The following is a 16410-nucleotide window of genomic DNA, read 5'->3' as shown; positions in this document are numbered from 1 at the left end:
GAGCCGAGGCGACTGCGGGCGTGATGCCGGGTCGCGGGAGACGCGAGCGTCGCGATCCCGACGGGGCGGCGGTCAGTCCTCGGCGGGAGCACCGTCCGCCGCGGCCTCGTCCTCGACCAGCGGCCCTCCGAACTGCAGCACGGTCTCGCCGTAGGTCTTCGTGCCGTCATCGGCCCAGCCGTCGGGCCACTCGACGGGGCGGCTGCGGGAGGAGCGCTCGAGGACGACCAGGGCGTCATCGGTGAGCGCGGGGCGGAGCGTCACGAGGAGCTGCTCGAGCTCGTCGGTGGAGACGTCGTAGGGCGGGTCGAGGAAGACGAGGGTCGCGCCGTGTCCGCCGAGGCCCGCGGCGACGGCGCGGGCCTTCCCGGCGCGCACGTCGACCCGGTCGGAGAGTCCGAGGTCCGCGGCGGTGCGGCGCAGCTGGCGGGCCGTCGGCCCGTGGACCTCGACGAGGACCGCATGGGCGGCGCCGCGGGAGAGGGACTCGAGGGCGAGCGCGCCGGTGCCCGCATACAGGTCGAGCACCCGGGCACCCACGAGCGCGTCCCAGCCGTCGAGGCGGCTGAACAGGGCCTCGCGCACGCGGTCCGAGGTGGGCCGGGTGCCCTTCCCGGGCGGGCCGGGGATGGTGCGCCCTCCGAGAGTCCCGGAGATGATCCGCGGCATGTCAGCTCCTCTCCACGTCAGGGTCGGCATCGCGCAGCCGCGCGGCGACGGCGGCGGCCAGCTCGGGATGGCCGTCCAGCTCGGGGTCCTCGGCGACGAGCGCGAAGGCGTCCTCGCGGGCGGCCTCGATCCAGCGGGCGTCGCGCAGCACGTCGAGGTGCTTCAGCGTGCGCTGCAGGCCGGACTGCTCCTCCCCCACCAGGTCGCCGGCGCCGCGGCGGCGCAGGTCGAGCTCGGCCAGGGCGAAGCCGTCGGGCGCATCGGCGATCGCGCGCAGGTGCCGCGAGTGCACCTCGTCCACGACCGCGCTGGTGTCGAAGAAGGCGATGCCGGGATGCTCGCCGCGGCCCACGCGGCCGCGCAGCTGGTGCAGCTGGGAGACGCCGAAGCGCTCCGCGTCCAGCACGATCATCACCGAGGCGTTGGGGATGTCGACCCCGACCTCGATCACCGTGGTGGAGACGAGCAGGTCGAGCTCGCCGCGCACCATCTGCTCCATGACCTGCTGCTTCTCCTCGCCGCTGAGCCGGCCGTGGAGCACGCCGATGCGGGCGTCCGCGAGCTCGGGGCGGGAGGCGAGACGCTCGGCGGTCTGGACGACGCCGCGGGCGGGGTCGAGGGCGGGGGTCTTCTCCTTGCCGTTCTCGTCGAGGACGGGCTGCGCGGGGGTGTCGTCGGCCTCGTCCTCGTCGATCCGGGCGCAGACGACGAAGACCTGTCGGCCCGCGCGGATCTCCTCGCCGGCGCGCTGCCACATGCGCTGCTCCCAGGCGGGGAGCTTCTCGTGGACCACGAAGCTCTCGACGCCGGCGCGGCGGCCGGGACTCTCGGCGAGCGTGAGCACGTCGAGGTCGCCGACGGTCGCGAGCGCCGCGGTGCGCGGGATCGGGGTCGCGGTCATGACCACGACGTGCGGACTCTGACCCTGCGGGCCCTTGGCGCGCAGCCGCCGACGGTGGTCGACGCCGAAGCGGTGCTGCTCGTCGATCACGACGAGGCCGAGGGAGGCGAACTCGACGCCCTCGGTGAGCAGGGCGTGGGTGCCGACCACGATCCCGGCCTGGCCGGAGGTCACGTCGAGCAGGGTCTCGCGGCGCGCGGAGGTGCGCTGGGAGCCGGTGAGCAGGCGCACCCTGGTCGCCTCAGGCGCACCGTCGAGCTGGCCGGCCCGGCTGAGCTCGCCGAGGAGCTCGAGCACGGTGCGGTGGTGCTGCTCGGCGAGGACCTCGGTGGGGGCGAGCATCACCGCCTGGTGGCCGGAGTCGACGGCGCGGAGCATGGCGCGCAGGGCGATGACGGTCTTGCCGGAGCCGACGTCGCCCTGGAGGAGGGCGCTGGTGGGGTGGCCGTTGCCGATGCGCTCGGCGAGCAGGTCGCCGATCTCGCGCTGGCCGTCGGTGAGGGAGAAGGGCAGGCGCTCGTCGAAGAGCTGCTGGAGCGGTCCCTCGGCGCGCAGCTGCGGGGCGGGGGTGCGCTCGTCCTGGGCGCGGCGCTGGGCGAAGATCGCCTGGAGGACGAAGGCCTCCTCGAAGCGGAGATGGGCCATGCCACGGCGGGTGTCGTCCATGGTCAGCGGGGTGTGGACGAGACGGGCGGCCTCGGCGAGGTCGGGCAGGCTCCGGCGGCGCAGGATCTCCGCGGGGACGGCGCTGGTGGCGGAGCCGGCGAACTCGAGGCCCTTCTTCATCGCGGAGCGCATCGTCGCGAGCGAGATGTTCTGCTTCAGGGGGTAGACGGGGCGGGGACGCTGCGCCCAGGCGCGGCCCTCCTCGGTGTCCTCGACGGCCTCGAAGTCGGGATGGGTGAGCTGGAGGCCGCCGCGGTAGTCGTCCCGGCCCACCGCGCCGTGCACGCCGATGGTGGCGCCGACGGGGAGGCGCTTCGCGTACCACTCGACGTGGTGCTGCTTGGGAAGGAAGAAGGTCAGCGGCAGCTCGTCCGAGCCGTCGGAGACGGTGGCCTCGACGATGAAGCCGTAGCGGGACCTCATCTGCCGCGAGCGGAACGACTCGACCTGCACAATGGCGCTGACCTCCTGCCCCTCGGAGATCTCACGCAGGGAGCGCAGCGGGGCGGGCTCGACGTAGCGGCGCGGGACGAAGCGGAGCATGGCGTCGAGATCGCGCACGCCGAAGGAGGCCATCGCCTTGGACTCCTTGGAGGCCAGCAGCTCCGTCAGCGGCATGGAGCCGCGCGTGGCGGAGGTCCTCCTGGCCATCGTGGCGACCCCTTCCATCCCGGTAGAGTGCTGGTGCGGTGCCCATCGTGCCATTGCCCTGCGACATCGTGAGGGACTCCACAGGACTGTGGACCGTTCCTCCTCTTCAGGCGTCGGGGCATCTGGGCTATGATTCCGTGGTTGCCCTGACCGCCGGGGGCTCGCACCTCCGTGCTCACCCAGGTCACCGACCCCGCCGTTCCGGCGCGGGGGCTGGAGCGGGCACCGCGATCAGAACATCGACGTACCAGGAGACGACAGTGGCTGCTTCCACGTGTGACATCTGCGCCAAGAGCCCGCGCTTCGGCAAGGCCGTGTCCCACTCGCACCGCCGCACCTCGCGTCGCTGGAACCCGAACATCCAGTCGGTCCGCACTGTGATCAACGGCACCAGCAAGCGCGTGAACGTGTGCACCTCCTGCCTCAAGGCAGGCAAGGTCAGCACGCTCGGTGCCTGAGCGAGACCGCAAGGACTCAATTCCACGAGAGCCCCACCCGACCGGGTGGGGGCTCTCGTGCGTCCGGCCCGCTCAGCGCACGACGTCGGCGACCTGGGCGAGCAGGGCGGCGCAGCGCTCCTCCTCGCCAGTGCGGTGCAGGTGCGCGGCGGTGAAGAAGACCTCGTGGACGAGGTGCGCGCGGCGGCGCTCGAGGACGGGGCCGACGGGCTCGGACGGCTCCCCCGAGCGGCGTGAGCGCTCGGCGAGGTAGTGGGCGGTCTGGTCCCGCAGCAGATCGTCGTCCAGGGCGGCATACCAGGGCTCAGCGGTGATCGGGCCGCCGATGAAGGCGAGGTCCCGGGCGGGATCGCCCCGCTGCGCCCATTCCCAGTCGACGAAGCGCACCGTGCCGTCGTCGTCCACGAGCAGGTTCGCGGCTACGGGGTCGCCGTGGAGGAGGACGGGGGTGACGGCCCGGAAGGCCGCGCTCGTGCCTTCCTGATGGCGGCGCACCGCCGGCCAGAGATCGGCGAGGACGCGTGCCGATCCCGGTTCGTTCTCGCGCCACCAGTCGTGGGCGAGATCCGCGGCGCCGACGGGGTCGGGGCGGCCGGGGTCGGACAGTCCGGCCTGGTCGCCGGCGTGGTGGAGATGGGCGAGGCTCGTCGCGAGGGCGCGCAGCAGGTAACGGTCCGCCCAGTCCGCGGCGGGCAGCACGCGGCCGGGGACGCGGGTGGTGACCGTCCAGGCTTGCGGGTCCTCGGAGCTCGGCTCGTGGACCGCGACCGGTTCGGCGGCGAGCCCGACAGGGACCCGGCGCAGCAGGTCGTGCTCGGAGGCGAGGGACTGCGGCAGCTCGTCGAGGGGCTTGTGCGGGATGCGGACGACGAGCTCCCGCTCCCCGCGGCGCAGCAGGTGGGCGGTGAAGGACTCGCCGCGACCGAGGGGCCGGGCGGTGATCTCGCCCGATGCGCCGGCCCACCATTCGGGGTGGTCGTGGGCGAGGGTGCGGAGGGAGGCGGCGGAGGGGTCCATGGGGAATCCTTCGGAGGATGCTGCGCGAGTCGTGAACCCATCTCGCATCTCAGCTGCTTATCGCTGTATTGCGCGAGACAACCCGTTGACGCTGTGCGGCCGTCGGCGCGGCGGTCCGCCTCACGGAGAGGCGGACCGCCGCCCTGACCGTCACTCCGCCGCGGCGCCCGCGAAGGTGGCGGTATCGATGACGGCGCGGAAGCGGACGTCGCCGGCGACCACGCGCTCGTAGGTCGCGTCGGCCTCGTCGACCGAGATCGTCTCGATCTTCGCGGCGATGCCGTGCTCGGCGCAGAAGTCGAGCATCTCCTGGGTCTCGGCGATGCCGCCGATGTTGGAGCCGGCGAGCACCTTGCCGCCGCCGATCAGCGAGCCGAAGCTCAGCGCCTGCTTCTCCGGCGGGAGGCCGACGACGGCCATGACGCCGCGCGGGGCGAGCAGTCGCAGGTAGCGGTCCACGGGGATGTCGGCGCTGATCGTGTTGAGGATCAGGTCGAACTCGCCGCGGTGAGCGCTGAAGAAGTCCTCGTCGGAGGTGGCAAGCACGCGCTTCGCGCCGAGGGCGAGGGCGTCCTCCTCCTTGCGCAGGGTGCGGGTGAGGACGGTGACCTCGGCGCCCATGGCGGCGGCGATCTGCACGCCCATGTGGCCGAGCCCGCCCAGGCCCAGCACGGCGACGCGCTTGGCGCGGCCGGAGACCTGCTCACCGGCGCCCCAGCGGCGCAGCGGGGAGTAGGTGGTGATGCCGGCGCACAGCAGCGGTGCGGCCTGGTCGAAGGGGATCTCGTCCGGGATCCTCAGCACGAAGCGCTCGTTGACGACGACCTTCTCGGCGTAGCCGCCCTGGGTGATGGTGCCGTCGACGTCCTCCGCGTTGTAGGTGCCGACGTTGCCGTTCAGGCAGTTCTGCTCCTGGTCGGCGAGGCACTCCTCGCACGTCCCGCAGGAGTTCACGAGGCAGCCGACGCCCACGCGGTCGCCGACCTTCCAGTCGGTGACGTCGCTGCCGACGGCGGAGACGGTGCCGGCGATCTCGTGGCCGACGGTGAGCGGGAAGTGCGCCTCGCCCCACTCGTTGCGGATGGTGTGGATGTCGCTGTGGCAGATGCCGGCGGCCTCGATGTCGATGACCACGTCGTCCGGACGGGGGTCGCGGCGCTCGATCGTGGTGACGCGGAACGGCTGGTCCGGGCCGGTCTTCTGCAGGGCCTTGACGGTGATCGGCATGGTGGTGGTGCTCCTCCGTGGCGTGCGGGTCGGGCGCGGTCGCGCCGCCGGCCAGCCTAATCCCGGAGGGGCGCGGCGTGCTCAGGCGAAGTGGTCGAAGCCCTCGCCGGGGATCGGGGTGCCGTCGAGGGTCACGGCCGGGCCGTCCCCCGCCTCGTGGAGCCGGCCGATGGAGCGGAAGCCGGTCGGCACCTCGCCCGGGGCGAAGGCGGCGAACATCGCGTGCTCCTCGGCGCCGTGGAGGACCCAGGCCCAGGGGTCCTTGCCGAGATCGTCGGCGAGGGCGGCGAGGGCCTCGGTATCCGGGGCGAGGGCGGCGCGGTCGAGGTCGATCCGCACCCGCGAGGCGGCGGCGAGGCGGCCGCCGTCGCGGACCAGCCCGTCGGAGAGATCCATCATGGCGTGCGCGGTGCGGCCGGCACCCCAGCCGAGGGACAGGTCGACCTCGGGGGCGTCGTGGTGGCGGACGAGATCGGCGGCGTCGGGGGTGGTGATGTCCTCCAGCGAGATCGAGCCGGCGGCGTCGACGTGGATCTTCCCGCCGAGGACCAGGGCGAGGCCGGCGGCGGAGCGGCCCAGGCGCTCCGTGCCGATCGCGAGCACGTCGCCGGGGCGGGCGCCGGAGCGCAGCACGGGCGCGTCGCCGGGCGCCATCGCGCCCATCGCGGTGACGGCGAGGGTGAGGCGGTCGGCGCGGCCCAGGTCGCCGCCGACGATCACCGCGCCGTCGGCCGCAGCGCGCTCCGCGAGACCGGCGCTGAGCTCCTCGAAGACGGACGGGTCCGTCCCGGCCGGGGCCGAGAGCGCGACGACGAGGGCGAGCGGACGGGCGCCCATCGCGGCGACGTCGGCGAGGTTCTGCACCGCGGCCTTCCGGCCGATCCAGCGCGGGAGCGTCGCGCCCGGCAGGAAGTCGTGCCCCTCGACCAGCGCATCGGTGGTGACCACGAGACGGTCCGAGGGCAGGCGCACCACCGCGGCGTCATCGCCCGGACCGACCTCGACCTGCTCGCCCGTGGGGAGCTGCGGGAGCACGGCGGCGAGGATCGAGGCCTCGGAGAGGCCGGGGCGGGGCTGTGCGGTCATCGCACCAGTCTGCCCGATCCCCGGCTCCCCGATCCCACCGGTACCCTCGGTACGTGCTTCCTCGACGTGCCGCCGCCCTCTCCCTCACCGGGCTGCTCGCCCTCGGCCTCGCCGCCTGCGGCACCGTGCAGGTGCCCGCCGGGGAGGCCGCCGCGGACCCGGTGTGCGCCGACATCGTGCTCGCCGCCCCGCCGCAGGTGCTCGGCATGGACCGGGTGGAGACCTCGAGCCAGGGCACCGCCGCCTGGGGCAGCGGGGAGGACACGGTCGTGATGCGCTGCGGCGTGACCCCGCCCGGCCCGACCACCGACCAGTGCACCACCCTCGCCGACGAGAACGAGATCGAGGTCGACTGGGTCGTCAAGGAGATCGAGGGCGACACGTTCCTGTACACGACCTATGGCCGCGAACCGGCGATCGACGTGTCCGTGCCGCGCTCGGCCGCACCGGACCAGCCCTCCGCCGCCGCGCTCGACCTCACCCAGGTGATCACCCGGAACATCGAGGCGACCGCCCGCTGCATCGGCCCCGGGGACGAGGGCTACGAGGGCTGAGACGGCTCAGCGCCGCCCGAGGCTCAGCGCTGGCCGAGGCGGCGCGAGGCGGCCTGGTCCACGAGGTCCGCGATCAGCTCGGCGTAGCTCAGCCCCATCGACTCCCACAGCACCGGGAACATCGAGTACGGGGTGAAGCCCGGCATGGTGTTGACCTCGTTGACGATCACGCGGTGATCGGCGGTGACGAACATGTCGACCCGGGCAAGGCCCTCGAGGCCGAGCGCCCCGAAGGCGCGCCGGGCGATCTCGCGGGCCTCCTCGAGCACCCCGTCGGGCAGACCCGCGGGTACGTCGATGCTCACGGTGCCCTTGCCGAAGTACTTCGCCTCGTAGTCGTAGAAGTCGAGGTCGGCGCCCACCTTCACCTCGCCGGGCAGAGTGGTGTGGGGCTCGCCGCCGTCCCGGGCCTGGAGCACGCCGCACTCGATCTCGCGGGCGACGACCCCCTCCTCGATGAGGACCTTGGGGTCCTCGCGGAAGGCGGCCTTCATCGCGTGCTCGAGCTGCGAGACCTCCTGGACGCGGCTGACGCCGAGGCTGGAGCCGGCACGGGCCGGCTTGACGAACCAGGGACGCGGATGATGCTGCTCGAGGTGGGCGAGCACGCGCCCCGCGCCGTCGGCCCAGCGGTCCTCGTGCACGACGATGCCGGGGGCGCACTCGATGCCGGCCGCACGCAGCGCGACCTTCGTCGCGGCCTTGTCCATCGCGGTGGCCGAGGCGAGGACGCCGGAGCCGACGTAGGGGATGTCGAGCATCTCGAGCATGCCCTGGACGGTGCCGTCCTCGCCGTAGGGGCCGTGCAGCAGCGGCCAGACGACGTCGACCTCGGCGAGCGGCTCGACGCGCCCCTCGCGCACCACGCGCAGCGCGGTCCGCTCTCCCGCGCGGTGGCGGGAGGAGGGCAGCAGCACCTCGTCGCCGTCAGCGGCGACCTCGGGGGCGCGGCCGTCGACCATCGTCCAGTCCGAGGGGTCGTCGGAGACGTGGACCCAGCGGCCCTCGGGGGTGATGCCGATCGCGAGGACATCGAAGCGGGTGCGGTCGATCGCGGCGAGGATGCCGCCGGCGGTGATGCACGAGATGCCGTGCTCGCCGCTGCGGCCGCCGAACAGGAGGGCGACGGTGGTGCTCATGGGGTCGAGGGTAGTCACTCCGGGCGGACCGAGCGTGACAGCAGGGCCGTGGTGACCTCGTCGATCCTCGCGCCGTGGTCCACGACCGCGACCACCGAGCGGGTGATCGGCATGTCGACGCCGTGGCGTGCGGCGATGTCGGCGACGGCGCGGGCGGTGGCGACGCCCTCGGCGGTCTGTCCCACCTCCGCCGCAGCCGCGGCGACGTCGAGCCCGCGACCGAGCGCGAGGCCGAGGCGGTGGTTGCGGCTGAGCGGCGAGGAGCACGTCGCGACGAGGTCGCCCATGCCGGCGAGGCCCGGGAAGGTCTCGCGGCGCCCGCCGAGCGCGACGCCCAGACGGGTGATCTCCGCCAGTCCCCGCGTGATCAGGGAGGCGGTGGTGTTGTGGCCGTGGCCGAGCCCCGTCGCGGCGCCGACGGCGATCGCGATGACGTTCTTGACGGCCCCGGCGACCTCGACCCCGACCACGTCGGTCGAGGTGTAGGCGCGCAGGTAGGGCGCGGAGCACCAGGAGGCGAAGGTCTCGGCGAGCTCCTCGTCCGGGGCGGCGACGACGCTCGCGCAGGGGCGGCGCTCGGCGATCTCACCGGAGAGGTTCGGGCCGGAGAGCACGCCCACGAGGGAGGGGTCCGCTCCCCCGGCCCGGGCGAGGATCTCGCTGATCCGGGCGTCGGTGCCGCGCTCGATGCCCTTGGTGAGGGAGAGCACCGGGACGGCGGGCAGGGCGGGCCAGGGCGCGAGGGTCGCGCGCATCGACTGGGCGGGGATCGCGACGACCACGCCGTCGGCGCCCTCGAGCGCGGCGGCGACATCGGCGGTGGCGCGGAGGCTCACGGGGAGCTCGCGGTCGCCGAGATAGGCGCTGTTGCGGTGCTGCGTCCTGATCTCGCTGGCGACCTCCTCGCGGCGCGCCCAGAGGGTCACCTCGGCGCCGCCGTCGGCGAGGACCTGCGCGAAGGTGGTCCCCCAGCTGCCGGCGCCGAGGACCGTGAGACGCGGGGCCCTGCGCGGCGCGCTCATCGTCGCGGCTCCGTCGGCGCGCGGAAGCCGGGATCGGTGCGGCCGATCTCGGGACGGTGGGCGTCCGTGCGCGGGTCGTGGAGGTGATCGGGCGGGGTGAGGCCCCGCAGCTCGCCGAGGAGGGCCGCGATGCGCGCCATCAGCTCCTCGGTGACGCGCAGGGCGGCCTCGTGCTCGGTCTCGCCCGCGCCGGCGGCGGCGGTGAAGGGCTCGCCGACGCGCATGCGCACGCGGCGGCCGCGCGCCGGGCGCGGGAGCGGGGAGCCGACGGGCCACAGCCCGCGACCGCCCCAGGTCGCGATCGGCAGCAGCGGCGCACCGGTGGACAGGGCGAGGCGGGCCGCGCCGAGCCGGGCCTGCATCGGCCAGAGCTCCGGATCGCGGGTGTAGGTGCCCTCGGGGAAGACCATCAGCAGCTCGCCCCGGCCCAGCGCCTCCCGGGCGGCGTCCAGGGCGTCACCGGAGCGGCTCGTGCCGCGCAGCACCGGGATCTGCCGGGCCGAGCGCAGCAGGGCGCCGAGCACCGGCACGCGGAACAGCGACTCCTTGGCCAGGAAGCGCGGCGCGATCCCGGAGGCCTGCAGGAGGTGCCCGTAGCCGAAGGGGTCGAAGGCGCTGAGGTGGTTGCCGCAGGCGATCACGGCGCCGCTGGCCGGGAAGTTCTCGGTGCCCTGCCACTGCGGGCGGGAGAGCAGCGTGACCAGGGGGCGCAGCGGGAGCTGCGCGAGCCCGATCACGAGCCCGGCACGACGGGCTGGCTCGCGGGCGGTGCCCACGTCCCAGCTGCGCAGGAGCGACATCAGCGGTTCGAGGACGGGCCGCGGCCCAGGGCGCGGCGGGAGACCTGCGAGGTGAGGGAGGCCGCGCGCCGGTCGCCGGTCAGAGCCCGGCGGCGGAGCGTCGTCGGCGCCCGACGGGCGAGGGTGTTCACGGCCGCGGCGTGCATCAGACGGCGCGGTGCGAAGGCGAGCCGGCCCCGCACGGTCTTGTACTTCACCGCCGTGGTCACCTGCAGCAGCTCCCCGCCCGGCAGCAGCGCCACGCCGATGCGGACGGCGAGCTTGTCGTCGTCGTCCACGATGAGGGCCTCCGAGCCCACCACCTCGTCGGCCACGAACTCCTTCTGCGGCGGCGGGACCATGTCGAACAGCCGCACGGCCTCGTCGCGCAGGGCGCGCAGGCCGCGGGAGCCGAGCGGGGTGTTCTCGTGGGCGAAGATCGCCTCGGCCCACACCCGCGGATCCGACTCCTCGACCCCGCCGGTCGGGACGATCACGACGTCGCAGTAGTCCGGGATCGGGATGTCCCGCAGGGCGAGGGAGCCGGCCGCGCCGGCGATCGGGGTGCTCCCGGTCCCGAGCTCCGCGTGCTCCTCGCTCACTCCTCTCCCTCCCAGTACTCGGCCCCGAGGGCGGTGAGCTTGTCGCGGAAGGACTCGTAGCCGCGGTCGATCAGGCCGATGCCGCGGATGGTGGAGACCCCCTCGGCGCCGAGCGCCGCGATGAGGTAGGAGAAACCGCCGCGCAGGTCCGGGACGGTGATGTCCGCGGCGTGCAGGGCCATCGGGCCCGAGACGACCGCGGAGTGGTTGTAGTTGGAGCGGCCGAAGCGGCAGGAGGAGCCGCCGAGGCACTCGCGGTAGACCTGGATCCGCGCGCCCATGTCGTTCAGCGCGCCGGTGAAGCCCAGGCGGTTCTCATAGACCGTCTCGTGGAGGATCGAGATGCCGTCGGCCTGGGTGAGGGCGACCACGAGCGGCTGCTGCCAGTCGGTCATGAAGCCGGGGTGCACGTCGGTCTCCAGCGCGATCGCCTTCAGCGGGGTGCCGGGATGGTAGAAGCGGATGCCGTCCTCACGGATCTCCATCCCGCCGCCGACCTTGCGGAAGATGTTCAGGAAGGTGGACATCGGCTTCTGCTGCGCGCCGCGCACGAAGACGGAACCCTTGGTGACCAGCGCCGCGCAGGCCCAGGAGCCCGCCTCGATGCGGTCGGCGATCGCGACGTGCTCGTAGCCGCCGAGCTCGTCGACGCCCTCGATGGTGATGGTGCGGTCGGTCTGCAGGGAGATGATCGCGCCCATCTTCTGCAGCACTGCGATGAGGTCCTCGATCTCCGGCTCGACCGCGGCGTTGACCAGCTCGGTGACGCCCTGGGCGCGCACCGCGGTGAGCAGCACCTGCTCGGTCGCGCCGACGCTCGGGTACTCGAGGTGGATCTTCGTGCCCTTCAGGCCGTTCGGCGCGGTGATGTGGATGCCCATCTCGCGCTTGTCGACGTGGGCGCCGAAGCTGCGCAGCACGTCGAGGTGGTAGTTGATCGGCCGGTCGCCGATGCGGCAGCCGCCGAGGTCGGGGATGATCGCCTCGCCCAGACGGTGCAGCAGCGGGCCGCAGAACAGGATCGGGATGCGGGAGCTGCCGGCGTGGGCGTCGATGTCGGCGACGTGGGCCCGCTCGACGTTCGAGGGATCCAGCCGCAGCTCGCCGCCGGCGACGTCGTGCTCGATCTTCACGCCGTGGATCGACAGCAGGTTCGAGACGATACGGACGTCGGAGATGTCGGGGACGGAGCGGAGCACGCTCGGCGAGGTGCCCAGCAGCGCGGCGACCATCGCCTTGGAGACCAGGTTCTTGGCGCCGCGGACGGTGATCTCGCCGTCGAGCGGGCGCCCGCCGCGCACGTGGAATGTGGAGCTCATGGTGTCCTTGCCTGGAGGGACGGACGTCAGCACGCCCATATCTGACCGGCTCACCATACCGGAGCGGCCTGCCCGCCCCGTGGGAGGGGCGGGCAGGCCGCGAGGGTGAAGGCGGGACCTCAGTGCGTGTCGGCGGTGCGGGCGGGCAGCGTCTTCGGCATCCAGGAGGGGCGCTTCTGCTCGAAGGCGGTGATGTCCTCCTCGTGGCGGAGGGTGAGGCCGATGTCGTCCAGGCCCTCCATCAGGCGCCAGCGGGTGTAATCGTCGATCTCGAACCGGAAGGTCGAGTCGCCCGCGCTGACCTGACGGTTCTCGAGGTCCACGGTCACCTCGGTGCCCGGGGTCTCCTCGAGGATCTTCCACAGCTGCTCGATGTCGTCCTGGGCGAGGATCCCGGCGACCAGGCCCTGCTTGCCGGAGTTGCCGCGGAAGATCTCCGCGAAGCGGGTCGAGAGCACCGCCTTGAAGCCGTAGTCGCGCAGGGCCCACACGGCATGCTCGCGGGAGGAGCCGGTGCCGAAGTCGGGGCCGGCCACGAGCACGGAACCCTTGGCGTAGGCGGGCTTGTTCAGCACGAACTCGGGATCGTTGGTGCGCCAGGCGTGGAACAGGCCGTCGTCGAAGCCGGTCTTGGTGACGCGCTTGAGGTAGACGGCGGGGATGATCTGGTCGGTGTCGACATTGCTGCGACGCAGCGGGACGCCGATGCCGGTGTGCGTGGTGAAGGCTTCCATGGCGGGGCTCCTCAGGCGTGGGTCAGCAGGTCGGACGGGGAGGACAGGGTGCCGCGCACGGCGGTGGCGGCGGCGACGACGGGCGAGACGAGGTGGGTGCGCCCGCCCTTGCCCTGCCGGCCCTCGAAGTTGCGGTTGGAGGTGGAGGCGGCCCGCTCGCCCGGGGCGAGCTGGTCGGGGTTCATGCCCAGGCACATCGAGCAGCCGGCCTGGCGCCACTCGGCGCCGAAGTCGAGGAACACCTGGTCCAGGCCCTCCTGCTCAGCCTGCAGGCGCACGCGGGCGGAGCCCGGGACGACCAGGACGCGCACGTCGGGGTGCTTGGTGCGGCCCTCGAGCACGGAGGCGAAGGCGCGCAGGTCCTCGATGCGGCCGTTGGTGCACGAGCCCATGAAGACGGTGTCGACCTTGATGTCCTTCAGCGCCGTGCCGGGGACGAGGTCCATGTACTCCAGCGCCCGCTCGGCAGCGTAGCGGTCGGTCTCGTCGACGAAGTCCTCGGGGGCAGGGACCGCGGCGGACAGCGGCAGGCCCTGGCCGGGGTTGGTGCCCCAGGTGACGAAGGGCTCGAGCTCGTCGGCGTCGATCTCCACCTCGGCGTCGAAGGTCGCGTCGTCGTCGCTGCGCAGTGACTTCCAGTAGGCGACGGCCTCGTCCCAGTCCTTCCCCTGCGGTGCGTGGGGACGGCCCTTGACGTACTCGAAGGTGGTCTCGTCCGGGGCGATCATGCCGGCTCGGGCGCCTGCCTCGATCGACATGTTGCAGATCGTCATGCGGCCCTCCATGGAGAGCTCGCGAATCGCGTCGCCGCGGTACTCGAGCACGTAGCCTGCGCCGCCGCCGGTGCCGATCTTCGCGATCACGGCGAGGATGATGTCCTTCGCGGTGACGCCGGGCTTCAGGGAGCCGGTGACGTTGATGGCCATGGTCTTGAAGGGGGTCAGCGGCAGGGTCTGGGTGGCCAGCACGTGCTCGACCTCGGAGGTGCCGATGCCGAAGGCCAGCGCGCCGAAGGCGCCGTGGGTGGAGGTGTGCGAGTCGCCGCACACGACGGTGATGCCGGGCACGGTCAGGCCCAGCTGCGGTCCCACGACGTGGACGATGCCCTGGTCCTTGTCACCGAGGGAGTGGATGCGCACGCCGAACTCCTCGGCGTTGCGGCGCAGCGTGTCGATCTGGGTGCGCGAGGTGATGTCCGCGATCGGCTTGTCGATGTCGATCGTGGGGGTGTTGTGGTCCTCGGTCGCGAGGGTCTGGTCGATGCGGCGGGGCTCGCGCCCCTCCTGGCGCAGGCCGTCGAAGGCCTGCGGGCTCGTGACCTCGTGCAGGAGCTGGAGGTCGATGTAGAGCAGATCCGGCTCGCCGTTCTCACCGCGGCGGACCACGTGATCCGCCCACACCTTCTCCGCGAGGGTCCCCGCCATGTCGATCCTTCCCTGCATCCTTCGTGGGGATGCGTGCTGATGCGCAGTCGCGCCCGGTCTCGGGCGCTGCGCTCATCGTGGGCGGGTCCACGATCCGATGCACTTGCGTCTCACTGAATAAGACGGCAATATCGGAGCATGGACAACACCCCGGAGGAGAACGGAAGCGGCGTCGGCGTGCTCGACAAGGCGGCCGTCGTTCTCGGCGCCCTCGAGGCCGGCCCTGCCACGCTCGCCCAGCTCGTGCAGTCGACGGGACTGGCCCGTCCCACCGCGCACCGCCTCGCGGTGGCGCTCGAGTACCACCATCTGGTGGCCCGCGACATGCAGGGCCGCTTCATCCTCGGTCCGCGCCTCGGCGAGCTCGCCGCGGCCGCCGGCGAGGACCGGCTGCTGGCCTCGGCCGGGCCCGTGCTCGCGGCCCTGCGGGACCACACCGGGGAATCCGCGCAGCTGTACCGGCGCCAGGGCGACCACCGCATCTGCGTCGCCGCCGCCGAGCGGCCGATCGGTCTGCGCGACTCGGTCCCGCTCGGGGCGGCGCTGACGATGCGGGCGGGCTCCGCCGCGCAGATCCTGCTGGCCTGGGAGGAGCCGGACCGGCTCCACCGGGGTCTGCTCGGGGCGCGCTTCACCGCGACCCAGCTCTCGGCGGTGCGCCGTCGCGGCTGGGCGCAGTCGATCGGTGAGCGCGAGCCGGGCGTCGGCTCCGTCTCCGCGCCTGTGCGCGGGCCGAACGGGCGCGTCGTCGCGGCGCTGAGCATCTCCGGGCCGATCGAGCGGATCACCCGTCAGCCGGGCCGGCTCCATGCCCCGTCCGTGATCAGCTCGGCGAACCATCTCACCGAGCTGCTGCGCCGCGCCGGCGCCTGATCACCCGCGACTCACTCCCGCTCGATCCACACGGGCGTGTTGGCGTAGCGCAGCACGTTCACGAGCTGGCGCGGCGCGGCGATCTTCCCGGAGCCGCCCTCGACCCGCTCCCCCGCCACGACCATGACGCTCGCGTTCTCGCTGGCCTCGACCAGCTGCTTGGCGTTGTCGGAGGTCGCCACGGCCACGCCCTTCACGAAGACCGAGGGGTGGCTGAGCGAGATCCGCTGCGCGGTGGCGGCGAGGATCTCCTGGGCTTGCTCGGGCGAGGTGCCCGGCCGCACCACGAGGTGGATGTCCCGTCCGTAGGCCTCCGCGAGGTCGGCCGCGCGGGAGACCACCTCGGTCGAGGTCTCGTGGTGCACGAGCCCGACGGGGCCGTCGCCGTCGATGTTCCCCCGCACCACCGCGACGGGGCAGTGGGCGCGGGAGGCGAGGGCGAGGCTCTTCGATCCGACGATGAGGGTCATCAGCCGGCCCAGTCCTCGCCCGCCGAGGACCAGCAGGTCGGAGCCCTTGCTGGCGTGGACCAGGACCGGCACGGAGTTGCCGTCGACCACCTCGGTGGTGATCTCGACCTCGGGGGCGCGTTCCCGGGCGAGCTCGGCGGCCTCGCGCAGCAGGACGTCGGCCGCGCTGCGGAAGCCGGAGCCCGGCATCCCGGAGATCGGGTCGACGTTGACATCGAGCTCGGTCCACACGAAGGCGTGGACGAGATGGAGGGCGCCGCCGACGGTGGCGGCATGGCGGGCGGCCCAGCGGACCGCCTGATCGGACTCGTCCGCGTCGTAGACGCCGACCGTGATCCTCGGAGCTGCTGTGTGCGTCATGTCACGACGATACTCTGTCGGGGCCGCGCGCCGACAGGACCTCGGACAGGACCTCGGAATGCAGAAGGAGCCGGCACCAGTGGTGCCGGCTCCTGCTCGTACCCCGTACCGGATTTGAACCGGTGTTACCGCCGTGAGAGGGCGACGTCCTGGGCCGCTAGACGAACGGGGCGGGTGCGAGATCCAGTGGATCTCGCCTCGTACCCCGTACCGGATTTGAACCGGTGTTACCGCCGTGAGAGGGCGACGTCCTAGGCCGCTAGACGAACGGGGCGCGGACCGCGCAGCGAATGATCACTGCGAAGCGCTGGGGTACCAGGACTCGAACCTAGAATGACGGTACCAGAAACCGTTGTGTTGCCAATTACACCATACCCCATGGTGAGAAGCACTTTCCGCAGTCCTTCACGTTCCGTTCCCCGGTGGTTCCCGTGGACTTCCCGCGCTGTTCCGCGTGCC

General features: G+C 72.8%; 16 protein-coding genes and 3 tRNA genes. 3 read left to right on the top strand and 16 right to left on the bottom strand.

The features are described 5' to 3' along the window. Positions 1–72: 72 nt before the first annotated feature. The gene (gene rsmD / locus RBL05_RS00435; RefSeq protein WP_308741016.1) at positions 73–669 is read right to left on the bottom strand and encodes a 16S rRNA (guanine(966)-N(2))-methyltransferase RsmD; all 597 of its coding nucleotides are present in this window, start codon (positions 667–669) and stop codon (positions 73–75) included. Between the two features lies 1 nt (position 670). Further along, positions 671–2887 (bottom strand): ATP-dependent DNA helicase RecG, encoded by a 2217-nt coding sequence (locus RBL05_RS00430; RefSeq protein WP_412523797.1) that lies wholly within the window; start codon positions 2885–2887, stop codon positions 671–673. A 260-nt stretch (positions 2888–3147) separates the two neighbouring features. Here RBL05_RS00430 and rpmB point away from each other — a divergent pair, with 260 nt between their 5' ends. Continuing rightward, positions 3148–3345 carry a 50S ribosomal protein L28 gene (gene rpmB, locus RBL05_RS00425; RefSeq protein WP_082358657.1) on the top strand — a complete coding sequence of 66 codons (198 nt, stop codon included), beginning with the start codon at positions 3148–3150 and terminating at the stop codon, positions 3343–3345. Between the two features lie 72 nt (positions 3346–3417). Here the strand turns inward: rpmB and RBL05_RS00420 are convergent, their stop codons facing one another. The 3 genes from RBL05_RS00420 to thiL form a co-directional block, all read right to left on the bottom strand. Further along, entirely contained in the window at positions 3418–4362 is a 945-nt protein-coding gene (locus tag RBL05_RS00420) for a phosphotransferase family protein (protein ID WP_308741018.1), read from the bottom strand. 150 nt (positions 4363–4512) lie between these two features. Continuing rightward, positions 4513–5589: an NAD(P)-dependent alcohol dehydrogenase gene (locus RBL05_RS00415; RefSeq protein ID WP_308741019.1), complete on the bottom strand. Its 1077-nt coding sequence runs from the start codon at positions 5587–5589 to the stop codon at positions 4513–4515. A gap of 81 nt (positions 5590–5670) precedes the next feature. Next, positions 5671–6675, bottom strand: a complete 1005-nt coding sequence (gene thiL / locus RBL05_RS00410) for a thiamine-phosphate kinase (protein WP_308741020.1) — start codon at positions 6673–6675, stop codon at positions 5671–5673. 53 nt (positions 6676–6728) lie between these two features. Here thiL and RBL05_RS00405 point away from each other — a divergent pair, with 53 nt between their 5' ends. Beyond that, positions 6729–7229 (top strand): DUF3515 family protein, encoded by a 501-nt coding sequence (locus tag RBL05_RS00405; RefSeq protein ID WP_010552245.1) that lies wholly within the window; start codon positions 6729–6731, stop codon positions 7227–7229. A gap of 23 nt (positions 7230–7252) precedes the next feature. On the opposite strand, the gene RBL05_RS00400 is transcribed toward RBL05_RS00405, so the two are convergent. The 7 genes from RBL05_RS00400 to leuC form a co-directional block, all read right to left on the bottom strand. Continuing rightward, a complete protein-coding gene (locus RBL05_RS00400) occupies positions 7253–8368 on the bottom strand; it encodes a D-alanine--D-alanine ligase family protein (RefSeq protein WP_308741021.1) in 1116 nt (371 codons plus the stop codon). A gap of 14 nt (positions 8369–8382) precedes the next feature. Next, a complete protein-coding gene (locus tag RBL05_RS00395; RefSeq protein WP_308741152.1) occupies positions 8383–9390 on the bottom strand; it encodes an NAD(P)H-dependent glycerol-3-phosphate dehydrogenase in 1008 nt (335 codons plus the stop codon). Next, positions 9387–10190 (bottom strand): lysophospholipid acyltransferase family protein, encoded by an 804-nt coding sequence (locus RBL05_RS00390; protein ID WP_318603938.1) that lies wholly within the window; start codon positions 10188–10190, stop codon positions 9387–9389. The genes RBL05_RS00395 and RBL05_RS00390 overlap by 4 nt, the downstream gene beginning before the upstream one ends. Then, positions 10190–10771, bottom strand: coding sequence for a hypothetical protein (locus RBL05_RS00385; protein WP_308741023.1), 582 nt, complete (start codon positions 10769–10771; stop codon positions 10190–10192). Before RBL05_RS00385 ends, RBL05_RS00390 begins: the two co-directional genes overlap by 1 nt. Next, positions 10768–12090 (bottom strand): UDP-N-acetylglucosamine 1-carboxyvinyltransferase, encoded by a 1323-nt coding sequence (murA, locus tag RBL05_RS00380; RefSeq protein WP_263310441.1) that lies wholly within the window; start codon positions 12088–12090, stop codon positions 10768–10770. The genes RBL05_RS00385 and murA overlap by 4 nt, the downstream gene beginning before the upstream one ends. A 119-nt stretch (positions 12091–12209) precedes the next feature. Then, a complete protein-coding gene (gene leuD / locus RBL05_RS00375) occupies positions 12210–12824 on the bottom strand; it encodes a 3-isopropylmalate dehydratase small subunit (protein WP_263310442.1) in 615 nt (204 codons plus the stop codon). A gap of 11 nt (positions 12825–12835) precedes the next feature. Then, complete coding sequence (leuC, locus tag RBL05_RS00370; RefSeq protein ID WP_308741024.1) at positions 12836–14248, bottom strand: 3-isopropylmalate dehydratase large subunit; 1413 nt, start codon at positions 14246–14248, stop codon at positions 12836–12838. 138 nt (positions 14249–14386) lie between these two features. Between leuC and RBL05_RS00365 the strand changes: the two genes are divergently transcribed. Continuing rightward, positions 14387–15121, top strand: coding sequence for an IclR family transcriptional regulator (locus RBL05_RS00365; protein ID WP_318603937.1), 735 nt, complete (start codon positions 14387–14389; stop codon positions 15119–15121). Between the two features lie 11 nt (positions 15122–15132). Here the strand turns inward: RBL05_RS00365 and RBL05_RS00360 are convergent, their stop codons facing one another. From RBL05_RS00360 to RBL05_RS00345, 4 genes are all read right to left on the bottom strand, one after another. Then, a complete protein-coding gene (locus tag RBL05_RS00360) occupies positions 15133–15951 on the bottom strand; it encodes a universal stress protein (RefSeq protein ID WP_318603936.1) in 819 nt (272 codons plus the stop codon). A gap of 99 nt (positions 15952–16050) precedes the next feature. Beyond that, a tRNA-Glu gene (locus RBL05_RS00355) sits at positions 16051–16123 on the bottom strand. 29 nt (positions 16124–16152) lie between these two features. Further along, a tRNA-Glu gene (locus tag RBL05_RS00350) sits at positions 16153–16225 on the bottom strand. Between the two features lie 33 nt (positions 16226–16258). Further along, positions 16259–16330 (bottom strand) — tRNA-Gln (locus RBL05_RS00345). Positions 16331–16410 lie beyond the last annotated feature (80 nt).

This window comes from Brachybacterium sp. GU-2 (genome assembly GCF_030866705.2).
Lineage (GTDB): Bacteria > Actinomycetota > Actinomycetes > Actinomycetales > Dermabacteraceae > Brachybacterium > Brachybacterium conglomeratum.
This window is presented reverse-complemented; position numbering and strand designations above follow the sequence as displayed.